This window comes from Ruegeria sp. BHSA162 (assembly GCF_059613385.1).
On sequence record NZ_JBXWSK010000059.1, the window covers coordinates 1 to 20,432 of the forward strand.

Genomic DNA, 20,432 nt, shown 5'->3' on the forward strand with positions numbered 1-20,432 from the left:
TCCATCCCGCACTTGTTCTTCAGATCATCCGCGTATTTGGCGATCAACTCGTCACGTTTTCCCATTGTCCTCTCCTGTGTGGGTTGGGGTCCGGCCTTTGCGGCGCTGGCTGAACGGTAACGGCTGACAGCTTTTCAACAAAGGGAAAAATCCTACGGTTTCCCCCCAAGGCAGGGATACGCGCACCTTCGGGTTGATCATTGTTTCAGTTTTATTTAACATTTTAGTTAATCTTTGAGTCGAGGAGACTGCCATGACCACCGCCCTACCGAACGAAAGCGCCGAATACCGAACCGCCCGAAATACTCTGTTGGCCGCCGAAGCCGATCTGCGTGCGCGGGTCGAGGAAGTGGCCGCGCTGCGCCGGACCTTGCCCAAGGGCGGCCAAATCCCGCAGGATTACGCTTTTCGGGACCTCGGGGGCAAAATTGCCCCGATTTCAAGCCTGTTCGGTGATCATGACACTCTGGTCGTGTATTCGCTGATGTTTGGCCCCAAGGCGCAGGACCCCTGCCCTATGTGCTCGGCCTTTCTGGACGGGCTGACCGGGCAGGTCGCACATCTGACCCGAAAAACCGCCTTTGCGGTCGTGGCGCAGAATACAACGGATGCCTTGGCTGCGCTGAGCCGGCGCATGGGCTGGCAGGATCTGCCGCTGTATTCCGCGTTGGATACAATGTACCAGAAAGACTATCTGGCCGAGACCGAGGACGGAAACCAGTTGCCGATTCTTAACGTGTTTCAACGCGATGCGCAGGGAATCCACCATTTCTGGAGCTCCGAGCTGTTCTTTCAGCCCAGCGACTGGCATCCACGCCATGTCGATGCGGCTTGGCCACTGTGGAACATTCTGGACCTGACGCCGCAGGGCCGCGGCGATTTCGTGCCGCCGCTCCGCTGACCGCAACAAAAAAGGCGGCCCGGATGGCCGCCTTCTCCGCTTATTTCTGACAGATCAATACCGGTAATGCTCGGGCTTGAACGGACCTTCGGGCGTGACCCCGATGTAGTCCGCCTGTTCCTTGTCCAGCTTGGTCAGCTTGACGCCGATCCGATCCAGATGCAGGCGTGCGACCTTCTCGTCCAGATGCTTGGGCAGGATATAGACCTTGTTCTCGTACTGGTCGCCTTTGGTGAACAGTTCGATCTGGGCCAGGACCTGATTGGTGAACGAAGCCGACATCACGAAGGACGGGTGTCCGGTGGCATTGCCCAGGTTCAGCAGACGGCCTTCGGACAGCAGGATGATGCGGTTGCCCGAGGGCATCTCGATCATGTCCACCTGGTCCTTGATGTTGGTCCATTTGTGGTTTTTCAGGCTGGCCACCTGAATCTCGTTGTCGAAATGGCCGATATTTCCGACGATGGCCATGTCCTTCATCTCGCGCATGTGCTCGATGCGGATCACGTCCTTGTTGCCGGTGGTGGTGATGAAGATGTCGGCGGTCGAAACCACGTCTTCCAGCAGAACCACCTCGAACCCGTCCATGGCGGCCTGCAGGGCGCAGATCGGGTCGACCTCGGTCACCTTCACGCGGGCGCCCGCGCCGCGCAGCGAGGCGGCCGAGCCCTTGCCCACGTCGCCATAGCCGCAGACCACGGCAACCTTGCCGGCCATCATCGTGTCGGTGGCGCGGCGGATACCGTCGACCAGCGATTCCTTGCAGCCGTACTTGTTGTCGAACTTCGACTTGGTGACGCTGTCATTCACGTTGATCGCCGGGAACGGCAGTTGGCCGTCCTTGACCAGCTGGTACAGGCGGTTGACGCCGGTGGTGGTTTCCTCGGACACGCCCTTGATCTGATCGCGCACCTTGGTGAACCAGCCCGGGCTGGCGGCCATCCGCTTCTTGATCTGCGCCTTGATGACCTCTTCCTCTTCCGAGGACGGGACGGGGATGATGTCCTCGCCCGCTTCGGCGCGCGCGCCCAGCAGGATGTACAGCGTGGCGTCGCCACCATCATCCAGGATCATGTTCGGACCTTCGTCGAACAGGAACGACTTGTCGAGATAGTCCCAGTGCTCTTCCAGAGTCTGGCCCTTGATGGCAAAGACCGGAATGCCCGCCTCGGCGATGGCCGCCGCCGCGTGGTCCTGGGTCGAGAAGATGTTGCACGACGCCCAGCGCACATCCGCGCCCAGCGCGACCAGTGTTTCGATCAGCACGGCAGTCTGGATCGTCATGTGCAACGACCCGACGATGCGCGCCCCTTTCAGCGGCTTGTTGTCGCCGTATTCCGAACGCAGAGCCATAAGGCCCGGCATTTCGGTTTCCGCGATATCCAATTCCTTGCGGCCGAACCCGGCCAGTGAAATGTCTTTGACGATGTAGTCGCCAGCCATCAGATGCTCCATTCCGATCAACAACGGTTTGGGCAGCCCCTAACACCGTTGGGGAAAAGTGGCAATGTGGGTGGCAGTGGACCGCGAGCGGCGCTCAGTTCAACTGGGCGTCCCCTCGGCTTGAATCTTTGGGATCGCTTCAAAGAAATCGGTGCCGGCGGCGACAATGCAGCTGATGCCGTTGGCGTGGGTCACCAGAACGGTATAGGTCCCGCTTTCGCGTGAGGCCCATACCTCCATGACCGTTTGTCCGCCTCGCGAGTTCTGCAAGCCGCCAAAGGCAAGCTCCTCTGAATAGGATTGCTGCAGTTTGGCGATCACATCTCCGCGCAAGGCACAGTTCTGTGCCAATGCAGGCGGCGCTGCCGCAGCCATTCCAAAGACAAGTGCCAGTCCGAATACACGCTTGAACATGACAGGCTCCTTTCGGTTGGGTTTCAATCCGAGAGGGGCACACTGGGAGGAGCGCGTGCCCCCCTCAGTCTTCATGTCGTGATCACAAGGTGCCGGTTCAAAGCACGATTGCTCAAGAAATTGTTGGCAGCCAGTGATCAGGATGGCTTAAGCATAGCATGAAACCGGGTCACAGGCACGGTGGACAAGATGGGGCATGGCGGAATGGCAACACAACCCAGGGCATGGCAACGGATGCTGTCGGGCCGCAGGCTGGACCTGCTGGACCCGACACCTGTGGATATCGAGATCGAGGATATCGCCCATGGGCTGGCTTTCGTGGCGCGCTGGAACGGCCAGACGGCGGGCGATTTCGCCTATTCCGTGGCCGAGCATTCCCTGCTGGTCGAAGAGCTGTTCGGCCGGATCGCCCCCAAGGCGTCGGTGAAATGGCGGCTGGCGGCGCTGCTGCACGATGCGCCGGAATATGTGATCGGCGACATGATCTCGCCGGTGAAGGCCGCGGTCGGCCCGGGTTACGGCGCGCTGGACGACCGGCTGGCGGCGGCAATCCACATCCGCTTCGGCCTGCCCGCCGCGGTGCCGAAAACGGTGAAACGTCAGATCAAGAAAGCCGACAAAATCAGCGCGTGGATGGAGGCCACCCAGATCGCGGGGTTTTCCGAGGCCGAGGCAACCAAGTTCTTTGGCCGACCGGACGCGGCGGTGATGGAGAGGTTGCAGATCACACTCAGGCCGCCGGTTGAGGTTCGGCAGGCATATACGGCGCGGCATGCGGAGTTGCTGGCGGAGCTATGAAACTCGAATGGTAACGGAATCTTGCTTGCCCCCAGCCGCATATTTGCCTTTGCGGCGCCCACGCAGTCCGTGTGTCTAAACTCCGAAGAACGGCCTCATTTACTCAATATCGTACCGCAGAGAAGACACTGCTTGAGCCAAAAAGAGCGGCTCCAGCGTTCGTCGGTTGACAGAAGAACAGCACCGTCAGTCTAATGAGGCGCAACCGAGCCGAGTGATCGTCGTTGTATGAAACGCCTCAGAATTGGAACTTCGGATCTACCGCGCGCATTCCGGCTTCTGTGTTTATCCACGATGATGTTGCTGGGAGCGGCTTCATGCGGCCGCCCGCCGGAATTGGTAGGGATCGATAATCCAAGACTTCCTGCATCTGAGGTAAAAGAGGCCAAGCGCCAAACAGTCTTCATTGCCACGACGCGTCAAGCGTCCGGTGCAGAAGGGGTCTTCTTTTCCGGTGACCGCGGTGAGGGTTTGGGCTTGGCTTCAGTAGTCGTCACCATCCCGCCAATTCACAAAGCAGGGAAAATTGAAAGGGCCAGCTCTCTGCCACCTATTGCCTCAAAGCACTTCACCATAGTTGAACCAAAAGTCTATGTTTCGGAAGCCGCCTTTGTTTCTGAAATTGACAATCAGTTACTGAACCTCAGCGTTTCCGACAGAAACGTTCTGGTCTTTGTGCACGGCTACAACACGACCCTGAGCGATGCCATCCTTAGATTGGCACAGTTTGTCGAGGATACCGAGTATGACGGGATCCCCGTATTGATGTCATGGGCGTCTGCTGCAGAGACTCTGAAATACGTCTACGATATCAACAGCGCCCTCGCTGCCAGATCAGACTTTTTGAAAGCCGGTGAGATCATTTCGCGATCACAGGCTCAACAATTTGACATACTCGCGTTTTCGATGGGAGCGTTCCTTACGATGGAAGCCATCTCACAAGCCGAAATTGCTGGCGAGTTCAATCCCAACAAAAAAATTCGAAACATAATTCTGGCAGCACCCGATATCGATTTGGCGGTATTCGAAAGCCAGCTCTCAACTATCACCCACGACAATCAGAAAATCTTTGTTCTCGTATCCTCGGACGACGGAGCCTTGAGTTTTTCGAAGTTCATTTCTGGCGGAGTCGACCGTGTTGGCGCAGCCGATGCCGCCGAACTCGCAAGGTCAGGAGTCACCGTTATTGATCTCAGCCAAGTCCAGGACTCTCAAAGCACAAGTCACTCGAAATTTGCTTCGTCCCCTGAGGTTGTTCGAATTGCTGGTGAAGCAATCCGCACGAGCGGACGGACCGGCAGGCGTTCTACAACAGAACTTCAGGACCTTATTGGCGAAGGTTCAGTGGAAGTTGTAGGCGAACCTTAATTTCTTGATTTCCCAAGCCTGTTGCCAGAATAGTACCGATCGGCAAAAAGCTACCGCGGGCTGCGTTTCGCCAGAATCCGCTGCAAGGTCCGGCGGTGCATGTTCAGACGCCGCGCTGTTTCCGAGACGTTTCGGTCACACAGCTCGTAAACCCGCTGGATGTGCTCCCACCGCACGCGGTCGGCGCTCATGGGGTTTTCGGGGGGCGGGGGCAGTTCGTCGCCCTTGGCCAGCAGCGCGTTGGTGATGTCGGTGGCGTCGGCAGGTTTCGACAGATAGTCGGTGGCGCCGATTTTCACCGCCGCCACGGCAGTCGCAATTGCACCGTATCCGGTCAGAACCACGACCCGGCTGTCGGGGCGCTTTTCCCGCAGCACCTCGACCACGTCCAGCCCGTTGCCGTCCTCGAGCCGCAGGTCCACCACGGCAAAGGCAGGCGGGCGGGCGGTGGCGATCGCACGGCCGGCGGCGACGGATCCGGCGGTTTCCACCTCGAACCCACGCTTCTCCATAGCCCTGGCGAGACGTCTCAGAAACGGCTCGTCATCATCCACCAAAAGCAGGGATTTGTCGGGGCCGATGTCAAGCTGAGCACTGTCTGCCATGGTGTGGTCTTTCTGCTATTTCATGCCGGTAGGCTTTGAGATGAGTAATAGCAGCGCCACACCAAAGGTCAAACCGACGGTTACTCTGCCGCCTGGTCCACAAAGCAGGCAACGGTGTCGGCCATCTGCTCGGCCGTCGCGTCGCGTTTGAAAAACTCAAGGAACCCATCCTGCGGCGTAACGAGGTAGGTAAATGTCGAATGGTCGACCAGGTAGTACTCGTCGCTCTTGTCCTGGGCCTTGTAATAGGTCTTGTAGGCCTGGCTCGCGGCCTTAACCTGTTCCGGCGTGCCGGTGAGGCCAATCATCTTTTCATGCAGGTTGTAGGCAAAATCCCCCACGACGTCGGGGGTGTCCCGGTCCGGGTCCACCGAGATGAAGATCGGAGTGACCGAATAACCGCGCTCGGTCAGCAGGTCGACGGCCTCGGCATTGCGGGTGGTGTCCAGCGGACAGACATCGGGGCAGAAGGTATAGCCGAAATAGATCAGCGAGGGCTCGGTGATCACGTCCTTGTCGGTCACGGTTTCACCCTTGGAGTTGATCAACTCGAACGGGCCGCCGATTGTTGCGGTACCGCCTGCAATCTGGCTGGACCGGCACTGCGCAAACTTGTCGTCAGAACCGCCGCCGCGCGTCATCAGCCACATGGCGCCCAGGCCCACGGCCAGCACGACGGTTGCAAGAATGGCATAAAGGCGGGTCATGGCGAAATTCCTGACACATGGGGTTGTTGATCGGTTCGGCCGGGACACCTATCAAGTTGACCAGCGGACGCAACAGGACATAATCGCCCGATGACGGATTCCAACACCAGCCTCTGGCGCGGACAGGAACGCAGCAGCTGGATCCGGCTGCGCACGCTGATCCTGCTGCGGTGGGTGGCAATCATCGGCCAGATCACGGCCATCACCGTTGCCCAGCAGACCTATCACGTCCAGCTGGAGCTTGGGCTGTGCTACCTTGCCATCGGTGTTTCGGTCATGGGCAACCTGACCGCCATCCTGCTGTTCCCGCAGAACAAGCGCCTGTCGGAATTCGAAAACTTCCTCATGGTGATGTTCGACCTGCTGCAGCTGGCTTTCCTGCTGTATCTCACAGGCGGTCTGAACAACCCGTTTGCCCTGCTTTTGCTGGGCCCCGTGACGATTGCGGCCAACGTCATGAGCACCCGGTCGACCCTGATCATCGGGGGCGCCGCAATCGTGCTGGCGACGCTTCTGGCCCAGTTTCACCTGCCGCTGCGCACCGATCTCGGCCTTGTTCTGGACATCCCCGACATCCTGCTGTTCGGCAACTGGGCCGCCATCGTGATCGCGATCGTATTCATCGGCGCCTATTCGCACCGCATCAGCGCCGAAGTTCAGTCGATGTCCGAGGCGCTGGCCGCCACCCATATGGCCCTGGCGCGCGAGCAGAAGCTGACCGACCTCGGCGGCGTTGTCGCCGCCGCCGCGCACGAGTTGGGGACCCCACTGGCCACGATCAAGCTGACCAGCTCGGAACTGATCGAAGAATTGGACGACCGCCCGGACCTGAAAGAAGACGCCGCCCTGATCCGCGAACAGGCCGACCGATGCCGCGACATCCTGCGCGACATGGGTCGGGCCGGCAAAGATGACCTGCACCTGCGCCAGGCACCTTTGTCCGCCGTGATCCACGAGGCGGCCGAGCCCCATATACACAGGGGCAAACAGGTACATTTTGACGAAGGCCCGGGGCCTGACGGGGATGTCCAGCAGCCCTCGATCCTGCGCAAGCCCGAGATCATTCATGGCCTGCGAAACCTGATCCAGAACGCCGTGGACTTTGCCCGCGCACAAGTCTGGGTCGAGGCCGAATGGACGCCGGACCGGATCACCGTCAGCATCATGGATGACGGGCGCGGTTATCCGTCACACATCATCGGCCGTATCGGTGACCCGTTCATGCGCCGCAGACGCGCCGAAAGCGATCTGCGCACACGCCCCGAATACGAGGGTATGGGGTTGGGCCTATTCATCGCAAAAACGCTCTTGGAGCGCAGCGGCGCCGAACTGAAATTTGCAAATGGGTCAGACCCTTACCAGGCGGTGACGGACCAGGCCGAGCGACGCGGCGCGATCGTGCTGGTGACATGGTCGCGCAAGCTGATCGATGCGCAGACAGGCGACAACCCGGTGCCGTCGGGCGTGAACGAACGGTTCCAGGTCTGAGTTAAGACACCGTTAACTATTTAAGCGCAAAGTCGGGTCCGGTTTGTATTTGGGGTAGGCGGCACTGTGGCCGACTGGATCATACTTGCGGCGATCAGCCTGGTTTCGTCGGGCTTTGCCCTGCAGTGGCTCATGCCGCGCCGTCCGCGGCGCGGTGACAATTTTGGTTTGTCTGCGCCGGCTTCGTTGTTGGATGCGGTGTTTCTGTTCAACGGAAGCCGCCTGATCAGCCACTCCGACATCGCCTTGTCCGGGTTCGAAGCGGTGAATGACTGGGATGATCTCAGGCGCCTGCTGCAGCGCGACTTTCCGGCCTTCCCCGAGACTTACGAAACCGTCCGCCAGCAAGGCAATATCGTGGTTTCGGCGATAGATTGTACGGTCGAGCGCGAGGTTCGGTGTGAATGGATCGACGGCATCGTCCGGGTGCAGTTGCGTGATCTGACCGGCATCACCGAACCGACAAGGAGGGATCCGAACGATCCGATCCGCCTCGCCATGGATCGCGCGCCCTACCCCGTGTGGCTTCTGGATCATGCCAACAAGGTAAGATGGTGCAACGCCGCCTATGTTGCACTGGCCCGCAAGGCGCATGGGCAGGACACGGATCTGACCCAACCCATGTTCCCTGAATTGACCGAAGACACGCGGCCCGGCAAGAAGACCCGCGTGTCAATTCCGGTGAAGGACAGCAGCAGCAAGCTGTGGTTCGATCTGACGCTTGTGGGGCTGGACGAAGGTCACCTGCATTACGCGGTCGACGTAAACGCCATTGTCGAGGCCGAGACCGCCCAGCGCAAATTCGTCCAGACGATGACGAAAACCTTCGCGCAGCTGTCGATCGGCCTGGCAATCTTTGATCGAAACCGCCAGTTGGCGCTGTTCAACCCCGCCTTGATCGACCTGACCGCATTGCCGCCCGACTTCCTGAGTTGCCGGCCGAATATCTCAAGCTTTTTTGACCGCCTTCGGGATCAGCACATGATGCCCGAACCCAAGAATTACCGCAGTTGGCGCCGGCAGATGAACGATCTTCTGGAAGCGGCCGAGGACGGAAACTATCAGGAAACCTGGTCACTGCCGTCGGGCTCAGTCTATTCGGTCAGCGGTCGCCCCCATCCCGACGGCGCCGTCGCCTTCCTGTTCGAGGACATTACGGCCGAGATCACCCTGACCCGCCGGTTCCGGTCCGAGATGGACCTTATGCAGTCAATCCTCGACAAGCTTGCGGACGCCGTCGCAGTTTTTGCCGATGACGGGACACTGGCTTTCACCAACTACGCCTACCAGCTGCTGTGGGGAGACTCGGACGAGGTCGGCTTTGAACCAGCCACGGTTCTGGACGTCACGCGCCAGTGGCAGTCGCAATGCCAGGCCAATCCAATTCTGGGTGACATTCGGGACTTCGTGGAAATGCGCAACAACCGGGCCGAGTGGAGCTCTGATCTGTACAAGCGCGACGGCACCCGGCTCTTGTGTACGGTCAGCCCTATCCAGAATGGCGCAACCATCGTCCGGTTCACGATCGAACACGCGCGTGGAGAAACGCCGGATATGTTGCAGATCACCGCCTGAACCGGGTTGCAGAGGGTTCGGCCCCCGTTCATTGTGGCGCCATGAATTCGCCCGCTTCGATCACTCTGACATCACCGGAAGAAACCGCCGATCTGGCCAGCCGCCTGTCCGCCCATTTGGCGCCCGGCGACGTTATTTTGCTGGACGGCCCAATCGGCAGTGGCAAAACCCATTTTGCACGCAATCTGATCCAATCGGCCCTGCCTGTGCCCGAAGATGTGCCATCGCCCACATTCACGCTGGTTCAGGTTTACGAGGGTGAAGCCGGCGAAATCTGGCACTCCGATCTGTACCGGCTTACCTCGGTGGATGAGATCGAGGAATTGGGCCTGACCGGGGCCTTTGATACGGCGATCTGCCTTGTGGAATGGCCTGACAAGCTGGGTCCGCTACAACCGGCCTCGGCCCTGTTGGTGCAGTTTCATGCCGACCCCGCTGCCGAAGAAACCCGACACCTGACCCTGACGTGGTCCGACCCCAAGTGGACCGAAAAACTGAAGAGGATCGCATGACCAACCGCGCAGTTCTGGCCGAGGCGCTGGTCGCACGGACCCCTTGGGCCAAAGCCTCTCGCGCGCCGCTGGCTGGAGACGCCTCGAACCGCCGGTATGAACGCCTGACCGACCCGGATACCGGGCGGACCGCCGTTTTGATGGACGCGCCCCCGGACAAGGGGGAAGACGTGGAACCGTTTGTCAGGGTGGCAAAATTCCTGCAGTCCGTCGGTCTGAGCGCGCCCGAGATTCTTGCCGAGGACGCCGAGAACGGGTTCCTCCTGCTGGAGGATTTCGGCGACGACCTGTTTGCACGCCTGATCGAGAAGCAGCCGGAGGTCGAGCGTGAATTGTACGAGGCCGCAACCGACGTGCTGATCCATCTGCACTCTGGGCCCCTGCCCTCATTGGACAGCTATGACCCGTCCCTCATGGCGGAATTGTCGGCCCTTGCCTTCACCAAATATGCCCAAGGAATACAAGGCGCCTATGACGTAGACGCCCATGATCGTTTTCAGCATCGGTTCGCCGACATATTGCTGCAGGAAACCTCGGGCACACGGGTGGTGACCCTAAGGGACTACCATGCCGAGAACCTGATCTGGCTGCCTGAGCGCGACGGGGTCCGCCGGGTCGGTCTGCTGGATTTTCAAAGCGCAATGCTGTGCCATCCCGCCTATGACCTGATGTCGTTGCTGCAGGATGTCCGCCGCACTGTGCCCGCCGCAATCGAAATGAGCATGGTCAACCGCTACATCACGGCAACAGGTGTGGATGACCACGATTTCCGCACGGCGTACAGTGTCCTCGGCGCCCAACGCAACCTGCGGATACTGGGTGGATTTGCCCGCCTTGCCACCGACTATGGCAAACCGCATTACGTGGATCTTATCCCGGCGGCCTGGGCCCATCTGATGCGCGATCTCGAGCATCCGGCGCTGGTCTCGGTCGCGGATCTGGTTCGGCAGGCGCTGCCATCCCCAACGCCCGAAAACCTTGCAAGGCTGAGGGCCGGATGACCGATACACCCGAGGCCATCATGCTGTTTGCCGCCGGTTTCGGCACCCGCATGGGCGCGTTGACCCGCACCCGACCCAAGCCGCTGATCCCAGTGGCCGGACGGCCGCTGATCGACCATTCGCTGGACCTGACGGATGCGCTAAGGCCGCGCCGGGTGGTCGCGAACCTGCATTACCTGGCTGATCAGCTGACAGATCATTTGGCGCCACGTGGTGTCCTGCTTTCACACGAACAGCCGGACATCCTGGAAACCGGCGGCGGATTGCGCGCGGCCCTGCCGCTGCTGGGTCCGGGGCCGGTTTTCACGATGAACACCGATGCGATCTGGTCCGGGCCCAACCCTTTGGAGTTGCTGAAGGCGGCTTGGGATCCGGCGCGGATGGACGCTCTGTTGATCTGCGTGCCGATCGCACAGACGATCGGACATGCAGGCCTCGGAGATTTCAGAATCGACCCCCAAGGCCGGCTTGAACGCGGGCCGGGTCACGTCTATGGCGGCATTCAGATCCTGAAGACCGACGGTCTGGCGGACATTCCGGAAAAAGCGTTCTCGCTCAATATCTTGTGGGACCGGATGCACCGCGATGGCCGGCTGTACGGTCTGCAGTATCCCGGGCGCTGGTGCGATGTGGGCCGGCCCGAAGGCATCGCCCTGGCCGAGGAGATGCTGGCCGATGTTTGACCCCAGCGCCACCCCCCGGGTCTTTGCGGTGCCGCCCGGTGCGGATTTTCCGCAGGCACTGGTGCGTGGGCTGCGGGCGCGCTGCGACGGCCACCCGCCCGAGGCACTGGCCCGCGTGCAACTGGTGCTGAACACCCGCCGCATGGCCCGCCGTGTGCGCGAGCTGTTCGATCAGGGTCCGCCCTGCCTGTTGCCCCGCATTTCGCTGGTCACCGATCTGGGCGAAAGCGTCGATCTTGATCGTGTACCGCCCGCCGTACCGCCCTTGCGTCGCCGGCTGGAACTGACGCAGCTGGTGGCGCGACTGCTGGACCAGCAACCGGACCTGGCCGCGCGGTCGTCGCTGTTTGACCTTTCCGACAGCCTCGCTGCCCTGATCGAAGAGATGCAGGGCGAAGGCGTCCCGCCCGAGGCGATCCGGCAACTGGACGTGACTGACCTGTCGGGCCATTGGGCACGGACGCAGGCCTTCATCGGCATCGCCGACCAGTTTCTGAAGACCGAGGATGGCAGCCTGGACGTGCAGGCCCGCCAACGCCGCGTGGTCGAGAACCTGATCGCCCGCTGGCAGGACGCGCCGCCGCAACACCCGGTGATCCTGGCCGGGTCCACCGGCTCGCGCGGGACCACGCTGATGCTGATGCAGGCGGTGGCGCGGCTGCCGCAGGGGGCGCTGATCCTGCCGGGGTACGATTTCGACCAGCCCGCCCATGTCTGGGAGCGGCTGGATTCGGCAATGACCTCGGAGGATCACCCGCAATACCGGTTCCGCAAGCTGATGACCGAACTGGGGATAGGGCCGGATCAGATCGCAGCCTGGACCCCGGACCAGCCCCCCTCGCCCGCGCGCAACCGTTTGGTTTCATTGGCATTGCGTCCGGCCCCGATCACCGATGCCTGGATGAGCGAAGGCCCGCTTCTGCGCGATCTGGATGCCGCGATGCGCGACATCACCCTGGTCGAGGCGCAATCACCCCGGGCCGAGGCGCTGGCCATCGCCCTGCGCCTGCGGCAGGCGGCCGAGACCGGCCAGACCGCCGCCCTGATCACCCCCGACCGGATGCTGACCCGCCAGGTCAGCGCCGCGCTGGACCGCTGGAACATCCTGCCCGATGACAGCGCCGGCCTGCCGCTGCAACTGTCGCCACCGGGCCGGTTCCTGCGCCATGTGGCCGGGCTGTTCGCGCGCCGTCTGGATGCCGAGGCACTGCTGACCCTGCTGAAACACCCTTTGTGTCACAGCGCCGGCGACCGCGGCGCGCATCTGTTGCACAGCCGCGATCTGGAACTGCACCTGCGCCGCAACGGCCCGCCCTTCCCCGACAGCGCCAGCCTGACAGGTTTTGCCGTCGAAAAAGACGTGCCGGATGCGTGGGCTCTGTGGCTGATCCGCAATTTCTGCAACCAGCAGATCAGCGGCACCCTGCCCCTGACCGACTGGGTGCAGCGCCTGCGCGATCTGGCCGAGGCGATTGCTAGCGCCGGAACCGACGGCGCGGGCGAGTTGTGGGACAAGAACGCAGGTCAATCGGCGCTGGCGGTGATCTCGGGACTTGCAGACGAGGCCGAGCACGGCGGCGAGATGACGGCGCTGGATTTCGCCGATCTGCTGGGCGCGCTGCTGGCCGGACAAGAGGTCCGCGACCGCGACGCCCCCCACCCGCGGATCATGATCTGGGGCACGCTCGAAGCGCGCGTTCAGGGTGCCGACCTGCTGATCCTGGGCGGGTTGAACGAAGGCAGCTGGCCCGAGGCTCCCGCGCCAGACCCCTGGCTGAACCGCCAGATGCGCGACCGTGCCGGCCTGTTGCTGCCGGAACGGCGAATCGGCCTGTCGGCGCATGATTTCCAGCAGGCCATCGGCGCGACCGAGGTCTGGCTGACCCGCGCGGTCCGCTCGGATGATGCCGAAACCGTGCCGTCACGCTGGCTGAACCGGTTGACCAACCTGTTGCAGGGCCTGCCGGATCAGGGCGGCCGCGCGGCGCTGGAACAGATGCGCGACCGGGGCAAGACATGGCTGCGCTGGTCCGAGATGCTGGAACAGGCGCCCCGGATCGCCGCCGCACCGCGTCCTTCACCGCGCCCGCCGGTGGCCGCGCGCCCGCGCCGCCTTTCGGTTACCGAGATCAAGCGGCTGATCCGCGACCCTTATGCGATCTATGCCAAGCACGTCCTGCGCCTGAAACCGCTGGACCCACTGGTACAGGCGCCCGACGCCCTGCTGCGCGGCATCGTGATCCACGAGATCCTGGAACATTTCGTCAAGGACAGCGTGCTGGACGGTGCGCTGCTGACCCGCGACAACTTCCTGAAACGGGCCGAGGCGCTGCTGGATCAGCATGTCGCCTGGCCCACCGCCCGGAAACTGTGGCTGGCGCGGCTCGAGCGGATCGCCGACGACTTTCTGCGCGCCGAGATCAGCCGCCGCAGCGACGGCGGTCCGATCGCCTTCGAGGCCAAGATGCGCCTGACGCTGGAACCGCTTGGGTTCGCCCTGAATGGCCGCGCCGACCGGATCGACCGCAACAGCCGCGGCGCGCTGACCATCATCGACTACAAGACCGGCACGCCACCCTCGGAGTCGCAGCAGGCCAAGTTCGACAAGCAATTGCTGATCGAGGCCGCGATGGCCGAGCAGGGCGGGATTGACGGATTTGACCCGATGGCCGTGGCCAGCGCCGTGTTCATCGGCATGGGCGGCACCTACAAGGAGGTCCCGGCACCCCTGGACAAAGAGCCGCCCGACAGGGTTCTGGCCGAGCTGAAAGAACTGATTTCTGCCTACTTAGAGCCTGATCAGGGGTTTTCGTCGCGCCGGATGATGCACAAGGACAGCGACGTGGGCGACTATGACCACCTGGCGCGGTTCGGCGAATGGGACCGCACCGCCGAAACCAGGCCCGAGGATCTGACATGACCCCGCGCGACGAAGCGACCGAGCGGCAGGTTCAGGCGGCGCGGCCCGATGCGTCGACCTGGCTGGCGGCCAATGCGGGCTCGGGCAAGACGCGGGTTCTGACCGACCGCGTGGCGCGGCTGCTGCTGGACGGGGTTCAGCCGCAGCACATCCTGTGCCTGACCTACACCAAGGCCGCCGCCAGCGAGATGCAGAACCGCCTGTTCAAACGGCTGGGCGAGTGGGCGATGCTGGACGACGCGGCATTGCTGCGGCAACTGACCGAGTTGGGCGTCGAAGGGGTGATCGACCCCGACCGCCTGGCCCGGGCCCGCACCCTGTTCGCGCGCGCCATCGAAACGCCGGGCGGGTTGAAGATCCAAACGATCCACTCGTTCTGCGCCTCGCTGCTGCGGCGGTTCCCGCTCGAGGCCGGGGTCAGCCCGCAGTTTTCCGAGATGGAAGACCGCGCCGCGGCCCTTCTGCGCGAGGAAATCGTCGAGGATTTCGCCGAAGGCCAGCAGGCCCGCCTGATCGAGGACGTGGCCCGCCACATCACCGATACCGGCTTTGACAAGCTGACCGCCGCAATCACCCAGAAGCGCACCCTGTTCACGCCCGCGCTGCAATGGCCCGACCTGCTGGCCCGTTTTGGCCTGCCCGTGGGGTTCGACGAGGACGCGCTGCTGGCGCAGGTGTTTCTGGGCGGCGAGGTCGAGCTGATCCGGTCGATCCTTCCGGCGCTGGCGGGCGGCGGCAAGACCGACGCCAAGGCGGCCGAGAAACTGTCGGGCTTCACCGAACCCGCGCTGGGTCAGCTGCCCGTGCTGGAAGACGTGTTCCTGACCGGAAAATCCGCCAAAGAGCCCTTTACCGCCAAGATCGGCAGTTTTCCCACCAAGGCGCTGCGCGAGGGGGCTATGGCGGGGCAGATGGATTCGCTTGAGTCGCTGATGCGGCGGGTCGAGGCCGCGCGGGAAGGGCGCCTGGCGCTGGCAGCAGCCCGCAAATCCATGGTGCTGCACCGCTTCGCGGCGGCATTCCTGCCGGAATATGAGCGCCTCAAGCAACTGCGCGGCTGGCTGGACTTCGACGACCTGATCCTGCGCGCGCGCCTGTTGCTGAACGATCCGGCGGTGGCCGCTTGGGTTCTGTACCGGCTGGATGGCGGCATCGACCACATTCTGGTGGACGAGGCGCAGGACACCAGCCCCGATCAATGGGATGTGGTCGAGAAACTGGCGCAGGAATTCACCAGCGGCGAAGGCGCACGATCAGGGGTCGAGCGGACGATCTTCGTGGTCGGCGACAAGAAACAGTCGATCTATTCCTTCCAGGGGGCCGACCCGCAGGCCTTTGACCGAATGCAGGCCGAGTTCGGGCGAAAACTGCAGGAATCAGGCTCTAAACTATGGGATTGGACGCTGGAATATTCGTTCCGTTCCTCCACCGCCATCCTGTCGCTGGTCGATATCCTGTTCGAAAACCGCGCCGAGGCGGGGTTTCAGAAAGAATCCCAGCACCGCGCCTTCAAGGCCGATCTGCCCGGCCGGGTCGATCTGTGGCCGGTGGTGGAAAAGGTCGAGGACGCGGACGAGCGCGACTGGACCGACCCGGTCGATCGGCCCGCGGCGCAGCATCACACGGTGATCCTGGCCAACCAGATCGCCGCGCGCATCAAGGCCATGATCGACGCCGGCGAAACCATCCCCGAAGACAGCCCCACGCGCGGCACATTCATGCGTCGCAAGGTGCGGCCGGGGGATTTCCTGATCCTGGTGCAGCGCCGCTCGGACCTGTTCGCCGAAATCATCCGCGCCTGCAAGGCCCAGGGTCTGCCGATCGCAGGGGCCGACCGGCTGAAGGTGGGCGCGGAACTGGCGGTCAAGGATCTGGCCGCGCTGCTGAGCTTTTTGGCCACGCCCGAGGATGACCTGTCGCTGGCCACGGTGCTGAAATCGCCGCTGTTCGGCTGGTCCGAGCAGATGCTGTTCGACCTCGCTCATCGCCGGCAGGAAAGGTACCTGTGGGCGGCGCTGCGCCAACGCACCGGGGATTTTGCCGAAACGCTGGCTGTGTTGAACGATCTGCGCGGGCAGGTGGACTTTCTGCGCCCCTATGACCTGATCGAACGGGTGCTGACCCGCCATGACGGCCGTCGCAAATTGTTGGGCCGTCTGGGTGCCGAGGCCGAGGACGGCATCAACGCGCTACTGTCGCAGGCGCTGGCCTATGAGCGGTCGGACATTCCCAGCCTGACCGGTTTCCTGGTCTGGATGCAGACCGACGACCTTGAGATCAAGCGCCAGATGACCGGCGTGGGTAACATGATCCGGGTGATGACGGTGCATGGCTCGAAAGGGCTGGAGGCGCCGATCGTGATCCTGCCGGACACCGGCAAGCGGCAGCCGCCCCGCGATGCCGAGATCATGGTCGCCGACGGCACACCTCTGTGGAAGGTGCCCGCCGACCTGTCGCCCAGCCTTGTCACCCGTGCCCGCGAAGACGCGCGCCAACGCGAGGAGAACGAGCGGCTGCGTTTGCTGTACGTCGCGCTGACCCGGGCCGAGAAATGGCTGATCGTGGCGGCTGCCGGCGATCTGGGTCGGGACGGGTCCAGCTGGTACCAACTGGTCGAAGAGGCGATGGACCGGGCAGGGGCCACCGAGATCCCCGGCACCGGCATCCGCCGTCTGGCGCATGGCGATTGGGAGGGTCTGCCACTGGACCATCGCCCGACCCCGGAACCGGTGCAGGATACCCTGCCGGACCTGTTCCACCGGCCCGCGCCCGAGCCGACGCCCGATGCCGAGACGCTCAGCCCGTCCGATCTGGGCGGGGCCAAGGCCCTGCCGGGCGAGACCGGACTTGAGGAAGAGGCCGCCAAGCTGCGCGGCACCCGCCTGCACCTGCTGCTCGAACATTTGGCCCAGGCGCCGCGCGACCGGTGGGATCAGCTCTGCGCCCGGCTTCTGCCCGATATGCAGGACGGCGACCGCCGCGACCTTCTGGCAGAGGCGGCGGGCGTGCTGACCGCACCGGACCTGACCCCCGTCTTTGCCCCGGACGCGCTGGCCGAGGTGCCGGTCTCGGCCACTCTGGACGGTCGCCGGATCCACGGGGTGATCGACCGATTGATCGTGACGGATGACGTGGTGCAAGTCATTGATTTCAAATCAAACGCCACGGTTCCCGATCGGGCCGAAACCTGCCCCGAGGGCCTGCTGCGCCAGATGGGCGCCTATGCCGCCGCGCTGTCGCTGATCTATCCCGGCCGCGAGATCCGCACCGCGATTTTGTGGACGCGGACGGCGCGCCTGATGTGGCTGCCACACGATCTTGTGACAGATGCGCTGGTGCGGGCCCAGATATCTTGACCTCCCCAATTGGCACACCTACGTTCGACTCCCAACCGCATGTCATTCAGGAGACAGAATATGTCGACCGTAGCCGTAACCGACGAAACCTTTGACGCCGAAGTCAAGAACTCGGACGTCCCCGTCGTGGTGGATTTCTGGGCCGAGTGGTGCGGACCCTGCAAGCAGATCGGCCCCGCTCTGGAAGAGCTGGCGGTCGAATATGGCGGCAAGGTCAAGATCGCCAAGGTCGACGTGGACAGCAACCCCAACTCGGCCGCAGCCATGGGCGTACGCGGTATTCCCGCGCTGTTCATCTTCAAGGACGGTCAGGTGGTTTCGAACCGCGCAGGCGCTGCCCCGAAGGCCGCCCTGCAAAGCTGGATCGACGAATCCATCTAATACCGAACGGAACTCAACAAAAAAGGCGCTCCTCATCGGGCGCCTTTTTTTGTGCATGGTCTGCGCAAAAAGAAAAAGCCGCCCGGAAATCCAAGCGGCCATTCGTCTTTAGTCGAATTCGGTCTGAATTCAGATCTTGGCGATATCTTCGCGGACCAGACCGATATCTTCCAGCTGGGCATCGCTCAGTTGCGACAGCAGCTTGCGGGTCTTGCGGGAGGTGTTCCATTCGGCGACAGCTTCGAACGCGTGCGAGATGCCGTCCACTACACGCAGGATGGTAGCTGCTCCGAGCGGCGCATGGATGTTTGCGGTGGTTGCCATTTGCGCATTCCTTTTTTGAAACAGCCGACCCTGTGTCGGTTGTAAGCCTCATCTAGTCTTGCGACAGGCGACTCACAATTGCTGGTCCGACAACCCCGTGATGCACGGATTGCATATCTTTTGGGCAGTTTGAGAACGGGTTGCGCGGATCGCGCCTCCGGCCCATATAGGGCATCAACGGATACGGAGGCTTGAATGGCGGAGAACGACTTTCCCGGTTGGCACGGCACCACGATCATCGGCGTCAAGAAAGGCGGCCAGATCGTCATCGCGGGTGACGGGCAGGTCAGCCTGGGCCAGACCGTGATCAAGGGCACCGCCCGCAAGGTGCGGCGCCTGTCGCCCGGCGGGTTCGAGATCGTCGCCGGGTTCGCCGGCTCGACCGCCGACGCCTTCACACTGCTGGAACGGCTGGAAGCCAAGCTGGAGGCCACGCCCGGTCAACTGGCCCGCGCCTCGGTCGAACTGGCCAAGGACTGGCGCACCGACAAGTACCTGCAAAAGCTTGAGGCGATGCTGATCGTCACCGACGGCCGAGATCTATTCGTGATCACCGGGGCCGGGGACGTGCTCGAGCCGGAACATGACGTGGCGGCGATCGGGTCGGGTGGCAACTTTGCCCTGGCAGCTGCGCGGGCGATGATGGACAGCGACAAGTCGGCCGAGGAGGTTGCCCGCGAGGCCATGGCAATTGCCGCCGACATCTGCGTCTACACCAACGGCAACCTGACGGTTGAGAGCATTTCGGGCTAGGGGTCAGGCCAGCAGGGCCGAAATCTCCTTGCCCTTCCACCGGCGGTGCATCCCGATCAGCCCCAGAATGGCCGAGGCGATCACGATGTAATAGGGCAGGCGGATATCGATGCTCATCAACCCGCCGCCGATCAGCGACATGATTCCACCCGCCAGGCAGAACACGGCCGTGGTTACGCCCATGACCCAGCCCTGATCCGCCTCGCTGACCGACGAGGAAAACAGGCCCAGAAGAGTCGGGTAGGCCACGCCGAACAGGAAATAGAACAGGAACACCGGCACGTAGCTGAGCACGCCGCTGGGGCTGAAGGCAAAGGCAAAGCCGCAGATCACCATGACGATCAGCGAAACATAGATGATGTTGTGTTTGCTGAACCGTTCTTGCGCGGGTTTCACGAGAAACGTACTGGAGAAGGCCAGCGCAACACCGATGACGACCATCGCCATGCTGCCACCGATCACGCCATAACCAAAAGCGCTGGTCAGGAAATTGTCCACAAACACGTAGAAGGTGACGTTCGCGATCATGAAGAACGCGTAGACGGGCAGGATCTTCAGAACCATGGGGTGGCCACGTACGGCGACCAGGCTGTCGGTCACATCGCGGGGGCGAAAGACGAAGGGTTCGCGTTCGGTTCGGGTATCCTTGAAAAAGAACAGCACCAGCAGGATCGCGATAAGCACCAGGACAAACGCGCCGTAGAATGGGGTCTTGAGCGTGGCAACGCTGCCCAACAGCGCCGCATCCGACAGGACCGCTCCGATGATCGGGCCGCCGACCAGGCCAAAGCTGACCCCTGTCACGATATAACCCATGTTCCGGTCACGATCGGCCGCATCCGTGCTGCCGTCGATCATGGCCGCCTGCGCAATGGGCTGGTTTCCGGCCGTGAACCCGGTGATCGACCGGCCCACGATCAACAGGATCAGGCTGTTGAGATACAGCGCCGCAATGGTGATCGCATAGCCGGCCAGCGCGCCGCCCAGGCAGACCAGAAGTGCATTCTTGCGCCCGATGGAGTCCGAAACTTTCGAGACATAGACGACGCCCAGAAACCAGGACAGGAAGAAACACCCGATCACCAGACCGTAGTAGAAGTGACGGCTGCCCATTGGCGTGCTTTCCGGCAGAAAGCCCGATTTCGTCTCCATGATCAGCGAGTTGATGATCGGAAAAACCAGCCCTTGGCCGATCAAGTCCAC

Annotated in this window: 18 protein-coding genes; 12 read left to right on the plus strand and 6 right to left on the minus strand. The window is 62.4% G+C overall.

The features are described 5' to 3' along the window. Positions 1 to 253: 253 nt before the first annotated feature. On the plus strand, positions 254 to 901 hold the full coding sequence (locus AC2FM5_RS14565; protein WP_496736446.1) for a DUF899 family protein: 648 nt from the start codon (positions 254 to 256) through the stop codon (positions 899 to 901). A gap of 54 nt (positions 902 to 955) precedes the next feature. Here the strand turns inward: AC2FM5_RS14565 and ahcY are convergent, their stop codons facing one another. Next, positions 956 to 2,344 (minus strand): adenosylhomocysteinase, encoded by a 1,389-nt coding sequence (ahcY, locus tag AC2FM5_RS14570; protein ID WP_496736448.1) that lies wholly within the window; start codon positions 2,342 to 2,344, stop codon positions 956 to 958. 99 nt (positions 2,345 to 2,443) lie between these two features. Continuing rightward, positions 2,444 to 2,758, minus strand: coding sequence for a hypothetical protein (locus AC2FM5_RS14575; RefSeq protein WP_170361060.1), 315 nt, complete (start codon positions 2,756 to 2,758; stop codon positions 2,444 to 2,446). A 204-nt stretch (positions 2,759 to 2,962) separates the two neighbouring features. On the opposite strand from AC2FM5_RS14575, the gene AC2FM5_RS14580 reads away from it, so the two are divergent. Continuing rightward, positions 2,963 to 3,556 carry an HD domain-containing protein gene (locus tag AC2FM5_RS14580; RefSeq protein WP_496736450.1) on the plus strand — a complete coding sequence of 198 codons (594 nt, stop codon included), beginning with the start codon at positions 2,963 to 2,965 and terminating at the stop codon, positions 3,554 to 3,556. 294 nt (positions 3,557 to 3,850) lie between these two features. Then, the gene (locus AC2FM5_RS14585; RefSeq protein ID WP_496736452.1) at positions 3,851 to 4,924 is read left to right on the plus strand and encodes an alpha/beta hydrolase; all 1,074 of its coding nucleotides are present in this window, start codon (positions 3,851 to 3,853) and stop codon (positions 4,922 to 4,924) included. Positions 4,925 to 4,974: 50 nt separating this feature from the next. On the opposite strand, the gene AC2FM5_RS14590 is transcribed toward AC2FM5_RS14585, so the two are convergent. After that, positions 4,975 to 5,529 carry an ActR/PrrA/RegA family redox response regulator transcription factor gene (locus AC2FM5_RS14590; RefSeq protein WP_093963867.1) on the minus strand — a complete coding sequence of 185 codons (555 nt, stop codon included), beginning with the start codon at positions 5,527 to 5,529 and terminating at the stop codon, positions 4,975 to 4,977. Between the two features lie 80 nt (positions 5,530 to 5,609). Further along, positions 5,610 to 6,236 carry an SCO family protein gene (locus AC2FM5_RS14595; RefSeq protein WP_170340640.1) on the minus strand — a complete coding sequence of 209 codons (627 nt, stop codon included), beginning with the start codon at positions 6,234 to 6,236 and terminating at the stop codon, positions 5,610 to 5,612. 90 nt (positions 6,237 to 6,326) lie between these two features. Here AC2FM5_RS14595 and regB point away from each other — a divergent pair, with 90 nt between their 5' ends. The 8 genes from regB to trxA all read left to right on the plus strand — a co-directional run bounded on the left by regB (position 6,327) and on the right by trxA (position 18,152). Continuing rightward, entirely contained in the window at positions 6,327 to 7,724 is a 1,398-nt protein-coding gene (regB, locus tag AC2FM5_RS14600) for a sensor histidine kinase RegB (RefSeq protein WP_496736456.1), read from the plus strand. A 66-nt stretch (positions 7,725 to 7,790) separates the two neighbouring features. Beyond that, complete coding sequence (locus AC2FM5_RS14605) at positions 7,791 to 9,299, plus strand: PAS-domain containing protein (RefSeq protein ID WP_496736458.1); 1,509 nt, start codon at positions 7,791 to 7,793, stop codon at positions 9,297 to 9,299. 41 nt (positions 9,300 to 9,340) lie between these two features. Then, positions 9,341 to 9,811 (plus strand): tRNA (adenosine(37)-N6)-threonylcarbamoyltransferase complex ATPase subunit type 1 TsaE, encoded by a 471-nt coding sequence (gene tsaE, locus AC2FM5_RS14610; RefSeq protein ID WP_170363940.1) that lies wholly within the window; start codon positions 9,341 to 9,343, stop codon positions 9,809 to 9,811. Next, on the plus strand, positions 9,808 to 10,812 hold the full coding sequence (locus tag AC2FM5_RS14615; protein WP_496736461.1) for an aminoglycoside phosphotransferase family protein: 1,005 nt from the start codon (positions 9,808 to 9,810) through the stop codon (positions 10,810 to 10,812). The genes tsaE and AC2FM5_RS14615 overlap by 4 nt, the downstream gene beginning before the upstream one ends. Continuing rightward, positions 10,809 to 11,495 (plus strand): nucleotidyltransferase family protein, encoded by a 687-nt coding sequence (locus AC2FM5_RS14620; RefSeq protein WP_496736463.1) that lies wholly within the window; start codon positions 10,809 to 10,811, stop codon positions 11,493 to 11,495. Before AC2FM5_RS14615 ends, AC2FM5_RS14620 begins: the two co-directional genes overlap by 4 nt. Continuing rightward, positions 11,488 to 14,415: a double-strand break repair protein AddB gene (addB, locus tag AC2FM5_RS14625; protein WP_496736464.1), complete on the plus strand. Its 2,928-nt coding sequence runs from the start codon at positions 11,488 to 11,490 to the stop codon at positions 14,413 to 14,415. The genes AC2FM5_RS14620 and addB overlap by 8 nt, the downstream gene beginning before the upstream one ends. Continuing rightward, a complete protein-coding gene (addA, locus tag AC2FM5_RS14630) occupies positions 14,412 to 17,771 on the plus strand; it encodes a double-strand break repair helicase AddA (protein WP_496736466.1) in 3,360 nt (1,119 codons plus the stop codon). Before addB ends, addA begins: the two co-directional genes overlap by 4 nt. 60 nt (positions 17,772 to 17,831) lie before the next feature. Continuing rightward, positions 17,832 to 18,152, plus strand: coding sequence for a thioredoxin (gene trxA / locus AC2FM5_RS14635; protein WP_496736468.1), 321 nt, complete (start codon positions 17,832 to 17,834; stop codon positions 18,150 to 18,152). A 129-nt stretch (positions 18,153 to 18,281) separates the two neighbouring features. Here the strand turns inward: trxA and AC2FM5_RS14640 are convergent, their stop codons facing one another. Beyond that, positions 18,282 to 18,476: a DUF1127 domain-containing protein gene (locus AC2FM5_RS14640; RefSeq protein ID WP_170433517.1), complete on the minus strand. Its 195-nt coding sequence runs from the start codon at positions 18,474 to 18,476 to the stop codon at positions 18,282 to 18,284. Between the two features lie 195 nt (positions 18,477 to 18,671). Between AC2FM5_RS14640 and hslV the strand changes: the two genes are divergently transcribed. Then, positions 18,672 to 19,229 (plus strand): ATP-dependent protease subunit HslV, encoded by a 558-nt coding sequence (hslV, locus tag AC2FM5_RS14645; RefSeq protein WP_093963878.1) that lies wholly within the window; start codon positions 18,672 to 18,674, stop codon positions 19,227 to 19,229. Positions 19,230 to 19,232: 3 nt separating this feature from the next. On the opposite strand, the gene AC2FM5_RS14650 is transcribed toward hslV, so the two are convergent. Then, positions 19,233 to 20,432: MFS transporter (locus AC2FM5_RS14650; RefSeq protein WP_496736470.1), on the minus strand; the 1,200-nt coding region annotated here is incomplete at its 5' end.

What these genes read in the sequence shown, in the direction of transcription:
- AC2FM5_RS14620 (WP_496736463.1), top strand. Translation starts at nt 10,809, where the DNA reads ATGACCGATACACCCGAGGCCATCATGCTGTTTGCCGCCGGTTTCGGC.
- AC2FM5_RS14640 (WP_170433517.1), bottom strand. Translation starts at nt 18,476, where the DNA reads ATGGCAACCACCGCAAACATCCATGCGCCGCTCGGAGCAGCTACCATC.
- addB (WP_496736464.1), top strand. Translation starts at nt 11,488, where the DNA reads ATGTTTGACCCCAGCGCCACCCCCCGGGTCTTTGCGGTGCCGCCCGGT.
- AC2FM5_RS14615 (WP_496736461.1), top strand. Translation starts at nt 9,808, where the DNA reads ATGACCAACCGCGCAGTTCTGGCCGAGGCGCTGGTCGCACGGACCCCT.
- ahcY (WP_496736448.1), bottom strand. Translation starts at nt 2,344, where the DNA reads ATGGCTGGCGACTACATCGTCAAAGACATTTCACTGGCCGGGTTCGGC.
- AC2FM5_RS14595 (WP_170340640.1), bottom strand. Translation starts at nt 6,236, where the DNA reads ATGACCCGCCTTTATGCCATTCTTGCAACCGTCGTGCTGGCCGTGGGC.
- AC2FM5_RS14575 (WP_170361060.1), bottom strand. Translation starts at nt 2,758, where the DNA reads ATGTTCAAGCGTGTATTCGGACTGGCACTTGTCTTTGGAATGGCTGCG.
- addA (WP_496736466.1), top strand. Translation starts at nt 14,412, where the DNA reads ATGACCCCGCGCGACGAAGCGACCGAGCGGCAGGTTCAGGCGGCGCGG.
- hslV (WP_093963878.1), top strand. Translation starts at nt 18,672, where the DNA reads ATGGCGGAGAACGACTTTCCCGGTTGGCACGGCACCACGATCATCGGC.
- AC2FM5_RS14580 (WP_496736450.1), top strand. Translation starts at nt 2,963, where the DNA reads ATGGCAACACAACCCAGGGCATGGCAACGGATGCTGTCGGGCCGCAGG.
- AC2FM5_RS14590 (WP_093963867.1), bottom strand. Translation starts at nt 5,529, where the DNA reads ATGGCAGACAGTGCTCAGCTTGACATCGGCCCCGACAAATCCCTGCTT.
- trxA (WP_496736468.1), top strand. Translation starts at nt 17,832, where the DNA reads ATGTCGACCGTAGCCGTAACCGACGAAACCTTTGACGCCGAAGTCAAG.
- AC2FM5_RS14565 (WP_496736446.1), top strand. Translation starts at nt 254, where the DNA reads ATGACCACCGCCCTACCGAACGAAAGCGCCGAATACCGAACCGCCCGA.
- regB (WP_496736456.1), top strand. Translation starts at nt 6,327, where the DNA reads ATGACGGATTCCAACACCAGCCTCTGGCGCGGACAGGAACGCAGCAGC.
- AC2FM5_RS14585 (WP_496736452.1), top strand. Translation starts at nt 3,851, where the DNA reads ATGATGTTGCTGGGAGCGGCTTCATGCGGCCGCCCGCCGGAATTGGTA.
- tsaE (WP_170363940.1), top strand. Translation starts at nt 9,341, where the DNA reads ATGAATTCGCCCGCTTCGATCACTCTGACATCACCGGAAGAAACCGCC.